This window comes from Microbacterium sp. CFBP 8794, from assembly GCF_014841235.1.
Classification (GTDB): domain Bacteria; phylum Actinomycetota; class Actinomycetes; order Actinomycetales; family Microbacteriaceae; genus Microbacterium.
The window spans coordinates 33,929-49,626 of record NZ_JACYTT010000005.1; the positions used below are offsets into that span (position 1 = coordinate 33,929).

At 70.9% G+C, this 15,698-nt stretch carries 18 protein-coding genes; 12 read left to right on the forward strand and 6 right to left on the reverse strand.

Features of this window, described 5'->3' with window-relative positions:
• Positions 1 to 38: 38 nt before the first annotated feature.
• Positions 39 to 701 carry a pentapeptide repeat-containing protein gene (locus IFU19_RS14150; RefSeq protein ID WP_192212011.1) on the reverse strand — a complete coding sequence of 221 codons (663 nt, stop codon included), beginning with the start codon at positions 699 to 701 and terminating at the stop codon, positions 39 to 41.
• A gap of 138 nt (positions 702 to 839) precedes the next feature.
• Here IFU19_RS14150 and dapF point away from each other — a divergent pair, with 138 nt between their 5' ends.
• Positions 840 to 1,694 carry a diaminopimelate epimerase gene (gene dapF, locus IFU19_RS14155; protein ID WP_192212012.1) on the forward strand — a complete coding sequence of 285 codons (855 nt, stop codon included), beginning with the start codon at positions 840 to 842 and terminating at the stop codon, positions 1,692 to 1,694.
• Positions 1,695 to 1,779: 85 nt separating this feature from the next.
• Here dapF and IFU19_RS14160 read toward each other — a convergent pair whose 3' ends face one another.
• Positions 1,780 to 2,424: a class I SAM-dependent methyltransferase gene (locus IFU19_RS14160; protein ID WP_191915352.1), complete on the reverse strand. Its 645-nt coding sequence runs from the start codon at positions 2,422 to 2,424 to the stop codon at positions 1,780 to 1,782.
• 99 nt (positions 2,425 to 2,523) lie between these two features.
• On the opposite strand from IFU19_RS14160, the gene hflX reads away from it, so the two are divergent.
• The gene (gene hflX, locus IFU19_RS14165; RefSeq protein WP_192212013.1) at positions 2,524 to 4,041 is read left to right on the forward strand and encodes a GTPase HflX; all 1,518 of its coding nucleotides are present in this window, start codon (positions 2,524 to 2,526) and stop codon (positions 4,039 to 4,041) included.
• Between the two features lie 175 nt (positions 4,042 to 4,216).
• On the opposite strand, the gene IFU19_RS14170 is transcribed toward hflX, so the two are convergent.
• Genes IFU19_RS14170 through lexA form a run of 3 tightly spaced genes read right to left on the reverse strand, consistent with a single transcriptional unit; the run spans position 4,217 to position 7,862 of the window.
• A complete protein-coding gene (locus IFU19_RS14170; RefSeq protein ID WP_192212014.1) occupies positions 4,217 to 6,103 on the reverse strand; it encodes a S9 family peptidase in 1,887 nt (628 codons plus the stop codon).
• Positions 6,103 to 7,134 carry a hypothetical protein gene (locus IFU19_RS14175; protein WP_192212015.1) on the reverse strand — a complete coding sequence of 344 codons (1,032 nt, stop codon included), beginning with the start codon at positions 7,132 to 7,134 and terminating at the stop codon, positions 6,103 to 6,105. The genes IFU19_RS14170 and IFU19_RS14175 overlap by 1 nt, the downstream gene beginning before the upstream one ends.
• A 38-nt stretch (positions 7,135 to 7,172) precedes the next feature.
• Positions 7,173 to 7,862, reverse strand: a complete 690-nt coding sequence (gene lexA / locus IFU19_RS14180; RefSeq protein ID WP_055835192.1) for a transcriptional repressor LexA — start codon at positions 7,860 to 7,862, stop codon at positions 7,173 to 7,175.
• A 257-nt stretch (positions 7,863 to 8,119) separates the two neighbouring features.
• Between lexA and IFU19_RS14185 the strand changes: the two genes are divergently transcribed.
• Genes IFU19_RS14185 through IFU19_RS14210 form a run of 6 tightly spaced genes read left to right on the forward strand, consistent with a single transcriptional unit; the run spans position 8,120 to position 12,499 of the window.
• Complete coding sequence (locus IFU19_RS14185; protein WP_055835195.1) at positions 8,120 to 8,470, forward strand: LysM peptidoglycan-binding domain-containing protein; 351 nt, start codon at positions 8,120 to 8,122, stop codon at positions 8,468 to 8,470.
• Between the two features lie 45 nt (positions 8,471 to 8,515).
• Complete coding sequence (locus tag IFU19_RS14190) at positions 8,516 to 9,610, forward strand: histidinol-phosphate transaminase (RefSeq protein ID WP_192212016.1); 1,095 nt, start codon at positions 8,516 to 8,518, stop codon at positions 9,608 to 9,610.
• Positions 9,607 to 10,221 (forward strand): imidazoleglycerol-phosphate dehydratase HisB, encoded by a 615-nt coding sequence (gene hisB / locus IFU19_RS14195; protein WP_192212017.1) that lies wholly within the window; start codon positions 9,607 to 9,609, stop codon positions 10,219 to 10,221. Before IFU19_RS14190 ends, hisB begins: the two co-directional genes overlap by 4 nt.
• On the forward strand, positions 10,218 to 10,868 hold the full coding sequence (hisH, locus tag IFU19_RS14200; protein ID WP_191926162.1) for an imidazole glycerol phosphate synthase subunit HisH: 651 nt from the start codon (positions 10,218 to 10,220) through the stop codon (positions 10,866 to 10,868). Before hisB ends, hisH begins: the two co-directional genes overlap by 4 nt.
• A gap of 46 nt (positions 10,869 to 10,914) precedes the next feature.
• On the forward strand, positions 10,915 to 11,661 hold the full coding sequence (gene priA, locus IFU19_RS14205) for a bifunctional 1-(5-phosphoribosyl)-5-((5-phosphoribosylamino)methylideneamino)imidazole-4-carboxamide isomerase/phosphoribosylanthranilate isomerase PriA (RefSeq protein ID WP_055835208.1): 747 nt from the start codon (positions 10,915 to 10,917) through the stop codon (positions 11,659 to 11,661).
• Complete coding sequence (locus tag IFU19_RS14210; protein WP_192212018.1) at positions 11,645 to 12,499, forward strand: SseB family protein; 855 nt, start codon at positions 11,645 to 11,647, stop codon at positions 12,497 to 12,499. The genes priA and IFU19_RS14210 overlap by 17 nt, the downstream gene beginning before the upstream one ends.
• Before the next feature lie 308 nt (positions 12,500 to 12,807).
• On the opposite strand, the gene IFU19_RS14215 is transcribed toward IFU19_RS14210, so the two are convergent.
• Positions 12,808 to 13,233: a DUF1844 domain-containing protein gene (locus IFU19_RS14215; RefSeq protein ID WP_374754276.1), complete on the reverse strand. Its 426-nt coding sequence runs from the start codon at positions 13,231 to 13,233 to the stop codon at positions 12,808 to 12,810.
• Positions 13,234 to 13,478: 245 nt separating this feature from the next.
• Here IFU19_RS14215 and infC point away from each other — a divergent pair, with 245 nt between their 5' ends.
• The 4 genes from infC (at position 13,479) to IFU19_RS14235 (ending at position 15,684) form a co-directional block, all read left to right on the forward strand.
• Positions 13,479 to 14,129, forward strand: coding sequence for a translation initiation factor IF-3 (infC, locus tag IFU19_RS14220; protein ID WP_374754282.1), 651 nt, complete (start codon positions 13,479 to 13,481; stop codon positions 14,127 to 14,129).
• A gap of 47 nt (positions 14,130 to 14,176) precedes the next feature.
• A complete protein-coding gene (gene rpmI / locus IFU19_RS14225) occupies positions 14,177 to 14,371 on the forward strand; it encodes a 50S ribosomal protein L35 (RefSeq protein ID WP_055835219.1) in 195 nt (64 codons plus the stop codon).
• 29 nt (positions 14,372 to 14,400) lie between these two features.
• The gene (gene rplT / locus IFU19_RS14230; protein ID WP_055835222.1) at positions 14,401 to 14,784 is read left to right on the forward strand and encodes a 50S ribosomal protein L20; all 384 of its coding nucleotides are present in this window, start codon (positions 14,401 to 14,403) and stop codon (positions 14,782 to 14,784) included.
• Positions 14,785 to 14,886: 102 nt separating this feature from the next.
• Positions 14,887 to 15,684, forward strand: a complete 798-nt coding sequence (locus IFU19_RS14235; RefSeq protein ID WP_055835225.1) for a TrmH family RNA methyltransferase — start codon at positions 14,887 to 14,889, stop codon at positions 15,682 to 15,684.
• Positions 15,685 to 15,698 lie beyond the last annotated feature (14 nt).

A 15,698-nucleotide genomic window follows, 5' to 3' on the forward strand; every position in this document is an offset into this window, starting at 1 on the left:
GGGCCCACGGGTCTATCGCCGACCCGCGCCCGCTCGTGTCAGTCCCGGACGGTGATGCCACGGTCCGCGGCCAGAAGCGGGGCCAGCTGCTGCAGCTGTATCGACGAGATGGTCGCGCCTCGCAGCGCCGACAGACCCGCGAGGCCTTCCAGCTCGGCGCCGCGGAGGTCGGTGTGCTGCAGCGTCGCCTGCTCGACGATGAGCTGCGAGATCCGGGTGCCGCTCGCGGCGAAGCGGGTGACCCGGGACTGCCCCAGGTCGAGTTCGTCGATCGTGCAGTCGGTGAAGGCGACGTCTTGCAGGTGCGACCCGCGCAGGTTCACGAATCCGAGTCGGCAGTTGACGAAATGCACGCCGTTCCAGGTCGACTCGTAGGCCTCGAGCGATCCCGTCCGCGAACCCTCGATCTCGACGTCGCGCCACGTGGTCCGCGCCGACCGGACGATCGGCACGTCCCAGCCCGACAGCGCGGATTCGGACAGGTGCGCATACCGCAGCGTGACCTCGGGCGCGCGGAGGCCCTCGATGCGGCACAGCGTCAGTTCCGCGCTCTCGAGGTCGAGACCGTCGACGCGGAGGTCGCGGAACGACAGCCCCTCCAGGGCCGCCCGGGGAGCGAGGGCCGCGGGCTCTCCCGGATCGAGATCGTCCAGCGGAGGGCGATCGAACGAGGGCGGGACCAGGGCGGCGGGCTTGGGCATGGGTCTCCTCGAAACGGACGGGGCGGAGGGCTGGGACAGCCTAGCGACCGCCGCGAGGAGCGCGTGCCGTCACCCGCGCGGTGCCGTTTCGCAGACGCCCCGGGAAGCGACCCCGACGCCCGCTCCTAGACTGGTCGCATGGCGACTCTCGCGTTCACCAAAGGCCACGGCTCCGGCAACGATTTCGTGGTCGTGGCCGACCCCGACGGCGAGCTCGACCTGTCCGCCGCGCAGATCGCCGCGCTCTGCGACCGCCACTTCGGCATCGGTGCCGACGGTCTGCTGCGCGTGGTGCGCTCCTCGGCGATCGACGAGGGGGCGGATGCCATGGCATCCGGCGCCGAGTGGTTCATGGACTATCGCAACGCCGACGGGTCCGCGGCAGAGATGTGCGGCAACGGCACACGCGTGTTCGCCCGCTACCTCACCGACACCGGCCTCGCCTCGATCGAGGGGGGCCTGCGCATCGGCACCCGCGCGGGGGTCAAGACCCTCACCCGCAGCGATCGCGGCTTCGAGGTCGATCTGGGGGCCTACGCGATCGAGGCGGAAGAGGCCCTCGTCCGCGCGAAGGGGCTTCCGGTGGCGCGACCGGGCGTGGGCATCGACGTGGGCAACCCGCACGTCGTCGTCGCGCTGTCGTCCGAGGCCGAGCTCGACGGCCTCGAGCTCGCCTTCCAGCCGGTGCTCGATCCCGCGCCGCGGCACGGGGCGAACGTGGAGTTCGTCGTTCCCGCCGATCCGCTGGTGCATGACGGCGTCGGCGCGATCCGCCTGCGCGTCTTCGAACGCGGCGTCGGCGAGACGCTCAGCTGCGGCACCGGCGTCGCGGCCGCCGCTCTGGCCGTGCGGCACTGGGCGGGGGCGGCTGCTCCCGACTCGTGGGTCGTGGACACCCCCGGCGGCACGCTCGGGGTGCGGGTCGCCGAGGGGCGCGTGTTCTTGTCGGGGCCGGCATCGTTGGTGTTCACCGGCGAGGTCGCACTGGCCTGAGCCCGTCGATGGGCCGCGGTCCGGCGCGAGCCGAGGGGCATCCGGCCGACGGTCGGGATTGTCGCTGCGCCTGAACGACGGCGACTCAGGCGATGATGTCGATCGGCTCGCTCGGTGGCGAGCCGTGACGGCGCACCCGGAGCACACGGAAACCGCGCCCGGTGGCGGCCCGCTGCACGCTGTAGCCGTTCTCGAACGTCGTGGACAGCCAGCGCTGCAGCGAGTCGGAGCCGAGGTTGCGCTGCACGACGAACCACCCGTCGCTGCGCTCGGTGAGCCGCGGGATCCAGTGCTCGAGCATGCCGTGCAGTTCGCTCTTGCCCACGCGGATCGGCGGGTTCGACCGGATGGTCCGGAACGACACGTCGTCGGGAACATCTTCCGGTCGCACCGCGTTGATGTTGGTGAGGCCGAGGGACTGCGCGTTCCGCCTCACGAGATCGAGAGCACGTTCGTTGACGTCGACCGCCCAGATGGTCGCGTGCGGTGAGGCGAGCGCGAGCGACAACGAGATCGGACCCCACCCGCACCCCAGGTCGAGGAAGTCCCCGCCGGCGGGAGGGGGAGGGGTGTTGTGCAGCAGCACCGAGGTTCCGGCATCCACGTGATCGGGACTGAAGACGCCACCCGCCGTCACGGCCTCGAATTCGCGCCCCGCGAGTGTCACTCGGATACGGCGGAGCTGTTCGGGACTCGACGGCGCCGCGCTGAAGTAGTGCTCGCTCCCCATCCCCACAGAATATCCGACCCGGCCGCGCGACGCCGCGGGCGGCTAAAGTGCGAGAACACCAGGAAAAACCGCGGGAACACCCGCGGACGGAAGGAACACATGACCGAACAGACCACACCCCCGAGCACGGACGCGACGCCGGTCGACCCGGTGGACCGCGTGCTGTCGCGCGCCGAAGCGCACCGCGGGGTCCGGGTCTTCGGTGCAGCGCAGGCGCTCCAAGACGCCTCCACGGCGTACGGCGGCGACGCCGACGGCGAGCAGTGGGACCGCGAGGAACGCGCAGCGCTGCGCCGCGTGGCCGGTTTGTCGACCGAGCTCGAAGACGTCACCGAGGTCGAGTACCGCCAGCTGCGCCTCGAGAACGTCGTTCTCGTCGGCGTGCACCCGCAGGGCGAGCAGGCCGATGCCGAGAACTCCCTGCGCGAGCTGTCGGCGCTGGCCGAGACCGCCGGGGCCGTCGTGCTCGACGGCGTTCTGCAGCGTCGTCCCCATCCCGACCCGGCGACGTACGTCGGCCGCGGCAAGGCCGCCGAACTGCGCGACATCGTCGCCGCCGTCGGCGCCGACACCGTGATCGCCGACACCGAGCTCGCCCCCAGCCAGCGTCGCGCGCTCGAGGACGTCGTGAAGGTGAAGGTGATCGACCGCACCACGGTGATCCTCGACATCTTCAGCCAGCACGCCAAGAGCCGCGAGGGCAAGGCGCAGGTCGAGCTCGCGCAGCTCGAATATCTACTGCCGCGTCTGCGCGGCTGGGGTGACTCGATGTCGCGCCAGGCCGGTGGACAGGTCGGTGCCGGAGGCGCGGGCATGGGCTCGCGCGGTCCGGGTGAGACGAAGATCGAGCTCGATCGTCGTCGCATCCGCACGAAGATGGCTCTGCTGCGCAAGCAGCTGCGCGACTTCGCCCCGGCGCGCGAGGCCAAGCGTGCCGAGCGCAAGCGTCACACCATCCCGTCGGTCGCGATCGCCGGGTACACCAACGCCGGAAAGTCCAGCCTGCTCAACCGCCTCACCAGCGCGGGCGTGCTGGTCGAGAACGCGCTGTTCGCGACCCTGGATGCCACGGTCCGCCGTTCCGAGACGACCGACGGGCGCGTGTACACGCTGACCGACACGGTCGGCTTCGTGCGCAACCTGCCGCACCAGCTCGTCGAGGCGTTCCGCTCGACGTTGGAAGAGGTCGGCGACGCCGACGTCATCCTGCACGTCGTCGACGCGTCGCATCCCGATCCGGCCGCGCAGCTGATGACGGTGCGCGACGTGATGGGCGATGTCGACGCGAACTTCGGTCAGGAGATCGTCGTCTTCAACAAGGCCGACCTCGTGACCGAGGACGAACGCCTGGTGCTGCGCGGCCTCGCCCCGAACGCGAAGTTCGTCTCGTCGCGCACGGGCGAGGGGATCGAGGAGCTTCGCGCCGCCATCGAGGACGCCCTGCCCCTGCCCGCCGTCGAGGTGCAGGCGGTCGTCCCGTACGACCGCGGTGACCTCGTGTCGGCCGTGCACGAGAGCGGACTGATCGTGGCGCAGGAGCACCGCGACACCGGGACGTTCCTGCACGCTCACGTGGGGGCGCGCCTGGCGGCCGAGCTGGAGCAGTTCGCGGCCTGACGGCCGTCGCACGACGGGCCCCCTCCGATCGCGGTGGGGGCCTGTCGGCGTGCGGTTCGGGGGCGCGCACCGTCGACGCCGACCTCGCCCCCGACGCTCTCCCGGCGCGCGCGCCGACGCCTCGGCTTCTTCCGCACCGAGAGCCTGCATCGCCCGCTTCAGCCGCGCGACAGCCTCAGCTCAGCTCGAGCGGCGGAATACCGGGGGTCTCGAAGCCGAAAACCGCCCCGAGGAAGCCCAGTTCGCGTCGCAGGGAGTCGACTACCGTCTCGGCGCGGCGGAAGCCGTGGCCCTCGCCCTCGTACAGGACGTACGCGTGGGGAATCTCGTGCGCCGCGAGGGCGTCACGGATCGCCTCGGCCTGCGACGGCGGCACGACCCGGTCCTCGCTTCCCTGCAGGATGAGCAGGGGAACGCGGAAGCGCTCGGGATGGCTCAGAGGCGAGCGCTCCACGTACACCGCTTCGGCCTCGGGCAGCGGTCCGATCAGGCCGTCGAGATACCGGGCCTCGAAGTCGTGAGTGTCTTCGGCGAGGGCACGGGCGTCGCCCACGCCGTAGCGCGAGATCCCGGCCGAGAACACGTCGGTGTTCGTCACGGCGGCGAGCACCGTCCATCCGCCGGCGGAGCCCCCGGCGATCGCCAGGCGCTCGCGGTCGGCCAGACCCGCCTCGGCGAGGGCGGAGGCCGCGGCGGCGACGTCATCGACATCGACCACGCCCCACTGACCCTTCAGCCGGTCACGGTAGTCGCGACCGTATCCGGTGGAACCGCCGTAGTTCACGTCGAGCACGCCGATGCCGCGGCTCGTGAAGAACGCCGTCTTGGCTGACGGCGCCGGACCCACGTGCGAGGTGGGGCCACCGTGCACGAGCACGACGTAGGGCGGGCGCTCGTTCTCGGGCGCGGCGACGTCGGGGTTCGTGGGCGCGTAGGCGAAAGCGTGCACGGGTCCGTGCGGCCCCTCGGTCTCGAGGGCACGGGCCGTCGGCATCCATTCGTCGCCCCAGGCCCCGGATCCACCGGTCACCAGGTCGACGGTGCCGGCGTCGAGGTCGACCGCCCACAGCCCCGAGCGGCCGCCGGCGTCGGAGCCCGACACGAGCACGCGGTGCCCGCGCACGTCATCGATCGCCGCGCCGGCCACGACGGGCACGTCCACCGGGCGCACGCCGGACGGCGCGATCTCGACGATCTCGTCGGCACCGTCGGTGCGGACGGCGACGATGCGCCCGTCGTCGGTCGCTCCGAACCACCGCGTCCCGAGCACCCACAGCCCGCCGCCCGTGTCGGCGTCGACCGGCGACACCGGCTGCGGCTCGCCGTCGAGGGGACGGCGGAACAGGTTCCACCGGCCGTCGGGGTCGTCGGCGTACAACAGCTCGTCGTCGCCGAGCCACACGGGCTGGAGCGGGGCGCGGCGCGGGGTGTCGGCGATCTCGCGCACCTCGCCGGTGCCGATCTCGGTCACGCGCAGGGTCGTGGCATCCCAGGGCATGTCGGGGTGGTTCCACGCCACCCACGCGAGAGACCGGGCGTCGGGCGACAGCGCGGGCTGCGCGACGAAGTCGCTGCCCTCGGCGAGCACGTCGACGGCGCCGTCGAGCGAGATGCGCACGATGGCGCGTGCGGGGACGCGGTCGCTCTCGTGCGTCTCGCGAACGGCGAGCAGGGTGCCGTGCTCGAACCGCAACCCGCCGTGGCGCACCGTGTCGTCGGCCGGCGTCAGCGCGCGCGCCTCGCCGCCCGGCCGAAGGGCGTAGACGCGCTGGTCGGCCTTCTCGACGTAGAACAGCTCCCCGTCGTCGGAGGCGGTCCAGGCCCCGCCGCCGTATTCGTGGACGGCGGAACGGGCGTTGGCGGGTGCGGGCAGCACCGTCTCGACCGCACCGTCGGCGCGGCGCCGTTTCACCGCGACGCGACCCGCCTCGGCGGGCACGGATTCCGCCCACCACACCTCATCGCCGACGAACAGCGCGCCGTCGATGCGGGGGGAGGATCGCGCCACCGACTCGGGAGTGATCGGGGAGGGCCAGGAACCGTAGGGGAGGGTGTCTGCCATCACTCCAGCGTAGGCCGGGGCTCCGACATCCGTCGGGGTCGGGCACGCCGGACGAGCAGGACGCCCGCGATGCCCGCGACGAAGCCGATGCCCAGAACCGCGCTCGCGGTGCCCACGAGACCGGACGACAGCTGCCGCACCACGGCGTCGATCCCCGCGGCGTCGAAGCCCCGCAGAACGGCGGTGCGGTGCGCCTGCGCCGCGCCCACGGCGACCGCCACGAGCACCGTGGCCGAGCCGACGGCGACCGCGATGGCGGCGCCGATCAGTGCGCGTCGCCGGCGGGGAGCGATGACGACCCCGCCGACCAGGAGCACGCCCACGAGCAGGGGTGCCGCCACTCCCGCCGTGGTGGCGGCGGCGTACGCCGACCGCACGGCCTGCAGCGTCGTTCCGTCGCCGAGGACCACGACCCGGTCGATCGGGGGGACCAGCGCGGCCACGGGCGATCCCTGCAGGTCCAGCTCGGCGACGATCGCCGAGACCACCCCGCCGATCTGCACGCCCAGGCCGTCCGGGGTCTGCACGATGATGCCGCCACCGTCGGAGGTGGCTCCGAAGACGAAGGCGCGGTGCGCGGTGCGCACGACCCCCGACCAGACGTCGGAGAACCGGTCGGAGTGCACCACGTCGGTCACCGCCTGCTGCGTGATCGAGCGCAGCGAGTCGGCCGACGGCTGCGCGACCAGGCCGAGGACGCGCGCCGCTTCCTGCGGCACGCCGAGGGCGACGAGACCGTCGACGCCCGCGCCCGCGATCGCCGAGAAGTCGACCGACGCCGAGATGGCGCTCGTCGTCTCGGCGATGACGAGGTCTTGCACGGCGGGGTCGGACGAGAGGGGCGCGAGCGTGGCGACGAAGGAGTCCTCATCGACGAGCTGCACGCGCACCCAGGAGGCGACGAGGGCCACCGGCGTCAGCAGGGCCACCACGATCAGCACCACGACGGATGCCGTGACGCGCACCACGGGTGACGGCTTCGCGACGCGTTTCGTCGAGGTCGATGCGGTCGAGGGCGGGCCGACGGTCATGGCGCCATTGTGGTGCGCCCGCCGCCGCGACGCACGGTTCACACCGCGCGCAGCACCGCCACGATGCGCCCGAGCACGACGGCCTCGTCGCCGAGGATGGGCTCGAACGCGCTGTTGCGGGGGAGCAGCCAGGTGTGGCCGTCACGGCGACGGAACGTCTTCACCGTGGCCTCGCCGTCGAGCATCGCGGCCACGATCTCGCCGTTCTCCGCATTCGCCTGCGAGCGCACGACCACCCAGTCGCCGTCGCAGATCGCCGCATCGATCATCGAGTCGCCCGAGACCTTCAGCATGAACAACTCGCCCTTGCCGACGAGCTGGCGGGGGAGGGGGAAGATCTCCTCCACGTGCTGGTCGGCGGTGATGGGCACGCCCGCCGCGATCCGGCCCACCAGGGGCACGAGGGCGGCGTCGCCCACCGCGGGGGCGGAGTCGGCGGGGTTCTCGGCGGCGGTGCCGGGAAGGTCGATCAGCACCTCCATGGCGCGGGTCTTGCCCGGGTCGCGGCGCAGATAGCCGCTGAGCTCGAGCTGGTTCAGCTGATGCGTGACGCTCGACAGCGACTTCAGGCCGACGGCGTCGCCGATCTCGCGCATGCTCGGCGGATAGCCGTGCCGCGCGATCGAGCGCTGGATGACTTCGAGGATCGCGAGCTGCTTGTCGCTGAGGTTCTTGCGCCGTCGCGTCTGCGGTCGTTCACGCCCTGCGGCGGTCGTCGCGTCGGTCATCTGTGCTCCCCTCGCGCCGCGGGAAGGGCGGCGGAAATTCGAATGTCGGAGGTTGGTGATGAGGTCTCCGTGTCGAAACCGTATCCGGTCGACGACACGAATGACACGGAGCCGCACGCGTGTCGCGTTCGATTCGTTTCCGACAACCGGTGTGTTGACACCGTCGCAGTATCGAAGATAGATTCGGAATACAGATTCGCACACCGCCCTCCCGGCCGAGGGCGGGGTGCGAATCTCTCCCCACCAAGGAGCACACCATGAGCAGCATCACCTCCACCGCCTCGACGACCCGCCTGCGTATCACCGCCCGCGGGCGCCGTGTCGTCGCCTTCGTCGTCGCCCTCCCGCTCGCCGTCGCCCTCGGCGTCGCCGCCGTCGGTGGGGGAGCAGCACTCGCCTCGGGCGACGCCGGCGCACCGGCCGGTTCGTTCACGGAGATCACGGTCATGAGCGGCGAGACCCTGTGGTCGATCGCCGAAGACATCGCCCCCGCGGCCGATCCGCGCGACGTCGTCGCCGAGATCACGCGTCTGAACGCCCTCCAGGGCGGCTCGCTCGCGGCCGGTCAGCGCATCGCGATCCCCACCGAGTACATCCAGGCCGGCTGACCTCCGCGGGTGCGCGATGAGCCGCTCCTCGGCACGCCGCCTACGATGGGTGGGGTGACCGTACGCCTCGACGACCTGCCTCTTCGCGACGATCTGCGGGGGATGACCCCCTACGGAGCCCCGCAGGCCGCCCTGCCCGTGGCTCTCAACGTGAATGAGAACACGCATCCGGTTCCGCCCGAGGTGGCCGATGACATCCTCGACGCCGTGGCTCGGGCCCTGCGCGACGTCAACCGGTATCCCGACCGCGAGTTCACCGCTCTCCGAGAGAGCTTCGCCGCATACCTTGGTCATGGCCTGACGCGCGAGCAGATCTGGGCGGCCAACGGCTCCAACGAGGTGCTCCAGCACATCCTGCAGGCCTTCGGTGGACCGGGCCGGACGGCCATGGGCTTCGCACCCACCTACTCGATGTACCCGATCCTCACCCGTGCGACGGGCGCGCGATGGATCGCCGGGGAACGCGCGCACGACTTCTCGCTGAGCGCCGAGGCCGCCGCGGCCCAGGTGCGTGAGCACCGCCCCGACATCGTCTTCCTCTGCGCGCCGAACAATCCCACGGGTACCCCGCTGCGTCTCGATGTGATCGAGGCCGTGTACGCCGAGACCGACGGCATCGTGATCGTCGACGAGGCCTACCAGGAGTTCGCTCCGCGTGACGAGCCCTCGGCCGTGTCGCTGCTGCCCGGTCGCCCGCGTCTGGCGGTGTCGCGCACCATGAGTAAGGCCTTCGCCTTCGCCGGCGCACGCGTGGGGTACCTGGCGGCCGATCCTGCTCTGGTCGACGCGCTGCGACTCGTCCGTCTTCCGTACCACCTGAGCGCGCTCACGCAGGCCGCCGCGACGGCGGCCCTCGTGCACGCCGAGACGATGCTGTCGATGGTCGACGAGATCGTCGCGCAGCGCGACCGCATCTCGGCCACCGTGGCCGCCCTCGGCTACACCGCCCACGAGTCGTGGACGAACTTCGTGCTCTTTGGCGGCGTCGACGACCCCGCCGCCACGTGGAAGGCGCTGTACGACCGCGGCGTGCTCATCCGCGACGTCGGCATCGCGCACCACCTGCGTGTCACGGCCGGTACCGACGACGAGACCACCGCGTTCCTCGACGCCCTCGCCTCGGTAGGATCGCGGTCATGACCGGCCCCGCCACGCCCCGTACCGCCTCGATCACGCGCGAGACGAGCGAGTCGCACATCGAACTCGAACTCGACCTCGACGGTCGCGGGGTCAGCGACATCCAGACCACGGTGCCGTTCTTCGACCACATGCTCACGGCCTTCGCCAAGCACTCGCTGACCGATCTGCGGGTGCGCGCGACGGGCGACACCCACATCGACGCCCACCACACGGTCGAGGACACCGCGATCGTGCTCGGTCAGGCGATTCGTCAGGCCCTGGGCGACAAGTCGGGGATCGCCCGCTACGGCGACGCGCTCGTTCCCCTCGACGAGGCGCTGGCGCAGGCGGTCGTCGACATCAGCGGTCGCCCATACCTCGTGCACACCGGTGAGCCCGCGGGCTTCGAGCACCACCTCATCGGCGGACACTTCACCGGTTCGCTCGTGCGTCACACGTTCGAGGCCATCTCGATCCACGGCGGCCTCACCGTGCATGTGCGCGTTCTGGGTGGGCGCGACCCGCACCACATCGCCGAGGCCGAGTACAAGGCGTTCGCGCGCGCCTTCCGTCAGGCCAAGGCCCTCGACCCGCTGGTCGACGGCATCCCCAGCACCAAGGGTGCATTGTGACGCGCAAGCCCGTCGTCGCGGTCCTCGACTACGGTTCCGGCAACGTCCACTCGGCCGTCAAGGCGCTCATCGAAGCCGGTGCCGATGCGCGACTGACCTCCGACCGCGCGCTGCTCCTCGACGCCGACGGGCTCCTCGTGCCCGGTGTGGGTGCATACAGCGCGGTCATGGGCGCCTTGAACGCCAGCCGCGGGGGAGAGATCATCGACCGGCGGCTCGCCGGAGGCCGCCCGGTGCTCGGTATCTGCGTCGGCATGCAGGTGATGTTCGAGCGGGGGGTCGAGCGCGGTGCCGACACCCCCGGGCTCGGTGAGTGGCCGGGCACGGTGGACGAGCTCGAAGCACCCGTACTGCCGCACATGGGCTGGAACACCGTGGCGTCCGGAGACGGGTCGCGCCTGTTCCAGGGCATCGAGAAGGAGCGCTTCTACTTCGTGCACTCGTACGCGGCGCAGCAGTGGTCACTCGAGGTCACGCCGCCGTTCCCGGAGCCCGTTCTGACGTGGTGCACGTATGGTGCGCCGTTTCTCGCGGCGGTCGAGAACGGCCCGCTGTCGGCGACGCAGTTCCACCCCGAGAAGTCGGGTGAGGCCGGCATCCGGCTCCTGGCCAATTGGATCGACGGGCTGCGCACGACTACTGTGTGACCTCGTGCCCAGGCTCGGCGAAGTGCGCTGACGGGTGCGAGGAGCCATGAACGATTTCGCGTCGACGCCCGAACTTGTCCTGCTTCCCGCGGTCGATGTGGCCGACGGCAAAGCCGTCCGCCTGACCCAGGGTGAGGCCGGCACCGAGACCAGCTACGGCGACCCCGTCGACGCCGCCGCGGACTTCGCACGCCAGGGCGCGCAGTGGATCCACCTCGTCGACCTCGACGCCGCCTTCGGTCGCGGCAACAACGCCGCGGTGATGCGCAAGGTCATCAAGCAGGTCAAGGGCGTGCAGGTCGAGCTGTCGGGCGGCATCCGCGACGACCGCTCCCTCGAGGCCGCCCTCGAGAGCGGCGCGAGCCGCATCAACCTCGGCACGGCCGCGCTCGAGAACCCCGAGTGGGCCGCCGATGTCATCAATCGTTACGGCGAGGCGATCGCCGTCGGCCTCGACGTGCGCGGCACCACGCTCGCCGCGCGCGGCTGGACCCGCGACGGCGGCGACCTGTGGACCGTCCTCGACCGGCTCGAAGACGCCGGCTGCAGCCGCTACGTCGTCACCGACGTCACCAAAGACGGCACGCTCCGCGGCCCGAACATCGAACTGCTGCGCGAGATGACGCAGCGCACCCCGAAGCCGATCGTGGCGTCGGGCGGGGTGTCGAGCCTCGACGACATCGCGGCGCTGCGCGACCTGGTACCGCTCGGCGTCGAAGGCGCGATCGTGGGCAAGGCACTGTACGCGGGGCAGTTCACGCTCGCTGAGGCACTGGATGTCGCCGGACACTGACGGTCCGCACGGCCACGGCGCGCACGGGCACGACCAGTGTGCGCACGCTCCGCACACGGACGCCCTCCATTCGGATGCCGCGAACGCGGATTCCGCCGGCGTCCCGTGGGAGGGACGCAGCTTCCAGTCCAACCCGCACTCGGGTGACGACGGTTCTGCCGACCCCGCCCTACTCGCAGCTCTTCTGGCGTTCCGCGCCGGTGAGGGAGACGCGCGTGCGGTGGTCGACGCCTACCGCGAGGCGCGCCTGCTGATCCCGCTCGTCGCCGAGAAGGGCGACCACGGCATCGGCGCGCACGGCCTCGAGGTCGACAAGACGCAGGAGCTGTCGATCGTGACGGTCGCCGCTCCCGACGGCCGCAAGGTCCTGCCGGTGTTCACGTCGGTGACGGCGCTGCAGACCTGGGACGCCCTGGCCCGACCGGTTCCCGCCGACGGGCGTCGCACGGCCCTGGCCGCAGCCTCCGAGGACACCGAGCTCATCGTCGTCGATCCGGGGTCGGAAACGGAGTTCGTCATCCGCCGCCCCGCCGTCTGGGCGATCGCACAGGGCGAGGCGTGGGAGCCCGCGCACACGTCTCCCACGATCTTCACCGGCCTGCAGGAGAGCATCTCGGGCGAGCTGGCCGTGCTCGACCTGGCCGTCGAGGCGGGAGACCCGACCGGACGCCTGCGCGGTCCCGAGCTGGTGGTGCATCTGCAGCTGATGTCGGGTCTCGCGCAGGAGGAACTGGATGCCGTGCTCGCCCGCGTCGCCCGCCGCTGGGCCGCCGACGACCGCATCGCCGTGCTCGTCGACTCCCTGACGGTCAAGCTGCACCGCAGCACCGAGGCCTGAGTCCCGCGTTTTTCCGGGAGCCTGCCTGCCGGGAGTGGGCGGCGTCGTCGATCGGGGTGGGGGCCGCTGCCCCCCCCACCTCCCGGGTGTCACGGAGGAGTCGGCCTGCGGCACAGGGCGCAGGGATGCCATCCTCCCGAGGCAATCGGGGAAGGGGCAACGCCCCATACCCCTGGGGGTGTCACGGTGGAGTCGGCCTGCGGCACAGGGCGCAAGGATGGCATCCTCCCGAGGCAATCGGGGAAGGGGCCCCGTTCTTGCCTCGGGAGGATGGCATCCCGGAGCCCGGTACCCCCAGAACGAACGACCTACGTGACGGGCCCCGTCCACTTCTCGCCCGGCCCCTTACCGATGGGGTCGGGGATCACCGACGCCTCGCGGAACGCGAGCTGCAGGGAGCGGAGGCCGTCGCGCAGGGAGCGGGCGTGCATGTCGCTGATCTCGGGGGCTCCGGCGGTGATGAGGCCGGCGAGGGAGTTGATGAGCTTGCGGGCCTCGTCGAGGTCGAGCTGCTGCGCGGGGTTGTCGGCCAGGCCGGTCTTCACGGCGGCGGCGCTCATGAGGTGCACGGCGGCGGTGGTGATGACTTCGACGGCGGGGACGTCGGCGATGTCGCGGGTGGCGGAGGCGGAGGCGCGCTCCTGCTCCTCCCAGCGGGCGAGGCGCTCGTCTTCGGCTCCGTGGCGGTGTGCGGCGCTGTCGTCGGCGGGCTGGTCGGGGGGGATCGTGTCCACGTGAATCTCTCTGCTAGACTATGGCGGGCTTCGGAGTGCTTCACTCCGGACGAAAGAGGATGACATCCCACCCGCGCTTGCCGCTCCAGGCTACCGGGTTCCCGCACTCCGCTCCGTTTCGCACGGGGTTGTCTGGGTGCAGAAGCCGGTGCTGGTAGCACTGTGCCGGGTGGCGTGTTTCTCCTCTTCGCCCGCGATTCCCTTGGATCGCGGCGGCCGTCATCCGTAGACAAGAGGAGTTCCGCATCAGCGATCCCCGCACCAACGAGCGCATCCGAGTCCCGGAGGTCCGTCTCGTCGGACCCAACGGCGAGCAGGTCGGCATCGTCCGCATCGAAGCTGCGCTGCGCCTGGCCCAGGAAGCGGACCTCGACCTGGTCGAGGTTGCGCCGAGCTCGAAGCCGCCCGTGGTCAAGATCATGGATTACGGCAAGTTCAAGTACGAGGCCGCTCAGAAGGCCAAGGAGACGCGCCGCAACCAGGCCAACACCGTGCTCAAAGAGGTTCGGTTCCGCCTGAAGATCGAAGCGCACGACTACATAACCAAGCTGAAGCGCGCCGAGGGCTTCCTCCAGGCGGGCGACAAGGTCAAGGCCATGATCCTGTTCCGTGGTCGCGAGCAGTCGCGTCCCGACCAGGGCGTGCGTCTGCTCCGCAAGTTCGCGGAAGACGTCGCCGAGTTCGGCACCGTGGAGTCCAGCCCCACGATCGACGGTCGCAACATGGTCATGGTGGTCGCGCCTCACAAGAACAAGTCCGAGGTCAAGACCGAGCAGAACGCGCAGCGCACGGCGAACCGTGAAGCAGCGCGGAGCGCCGCCCGTGGCGACTCGGACTCCGAGGGCGAGCCCACCGCGGCTCCCGCAGACCAGCCCACCTCGGCCCCCGCCGAGTAAGGCCCCCCAGACTCCCGCCCGGCGGGAAACACAACGAAGGAAGAGACATGCCGAAGCAGAAGACCCACTCCGGTGCCAAGAAGCGTTTCAAGTTGACCGGCAGCGGCAAGCTCATGAAGCAGCAGGCCGGCATGCGGCACAACCTCGAGGGCAAGGCGTCCAAGCGCACCCGTCGCCTGAACCAGGAGCAGGTCCTGGCCAAGGGTGACGCCAAGGTCGCCAAGAAGCTCCTCGGCCTCTGAGCGCCGACGCACGTTAGGAAGAAGAAGAAATGGCTAGAGTCAAGCGGGCAGTAAACGCCCACAAGAAGCGTCGCGTCATCCTCGAGCGCGCGTCCGGTTACCGCGGTCAGCGTTCGCGCCTGTACCGCAAGGCCAAGGAGCAGGTCACCCACTCCCTCGTCTACGCGTACCGTGACCGTCGCAAGCGCAAGGGCGACTTCCGTCGTCTGTGGATCCAGCGCATCAACGCGGCGTCCCGCCAGAACGGCATGACGTACAACCGCTTCATCCAGGGCCTCGGCCTCGCGGGTGTGCAGGTCGACCGTCGTATGCTCGCCGAGCTCGCCGTGAACGAGCCGGCCGTGTTCGCCTCACTCGTCGCGACCGCGAAGGCGGCGCTGCCCAGCGACGTCAACGCCGCGAAGACCGCGTAATACGCAGTTCCTCGTCGAACGGGCGTCCTCTTCGGAGGGCGCCCGTTCGTCGTTCCTGCGCGGCGTCCGGAGCGCATACCGCAGACGCCATACACTGAGGACGTGCTCGAGAACCCCCGTTCGCCCCGGGTGCGCGCCGTGGCAAAACTCAGCAAGCGCGCCGCCCGTCAAGAGACCGGTCTGTTCCTCCTCGAGGGACCGCAGGCGGCCCGCGAGGCGTTGGCGTGGGCGCCCGAGACGGTGATCGAGATGTACGCGACCCCGACAGCCCTCGAGAAGCACGGCGACCTGCGCGAGGCCGCCGAGGCCGCGGGCGTCGACCTGCAGTACACGACCGAAGCGGTCCTGGATGCCATGGCCGACACCGTCACGCCGCAGGGCATCGTCGCCGTGGCCCGCCAGTCGCCGACCGCCCTGAAGGACGTTCTGGCAGCGGGCCCCCGCCTCATCGCCATCTGCGAAGAGGTGCGCGACCCCGGCAACCTCGGCACCATCATCCGCGCGGCCGACGCGGCGGGAGCCGACGCGGTGATCCTGACCGGTCGGACGGTCGACCCGTACAACCCCAAGGTGGTCCGCTCGACCACGGGGTCGCTCTTCCACCTGCCCGTCGCCGTCGACCTCGAGCTGGCCGACGTCGTCGCGCGGGTGCACGAGGCGGGGATGCGGGTGGTGGCCGCCGACGTCGAAGGCGGTGACTTCCTGGCATCCCGCGACATGCTCGCCGAACCCACGGCATGGCTGTTCGGGAACGAGGCGCGCGGTCTCGACGACGAGGCGTTGGCGCACGCAGACATCGCGTTGCGGCTGCCGATCTACGGGCGGGCCGAGTCGCTCAACCTCGCCACCGCGGCCAGCGTCTGCCTCTACGAGACGGCGTTCGCGCAGCGCGATCGCTGAACCCCTGCTGTTAC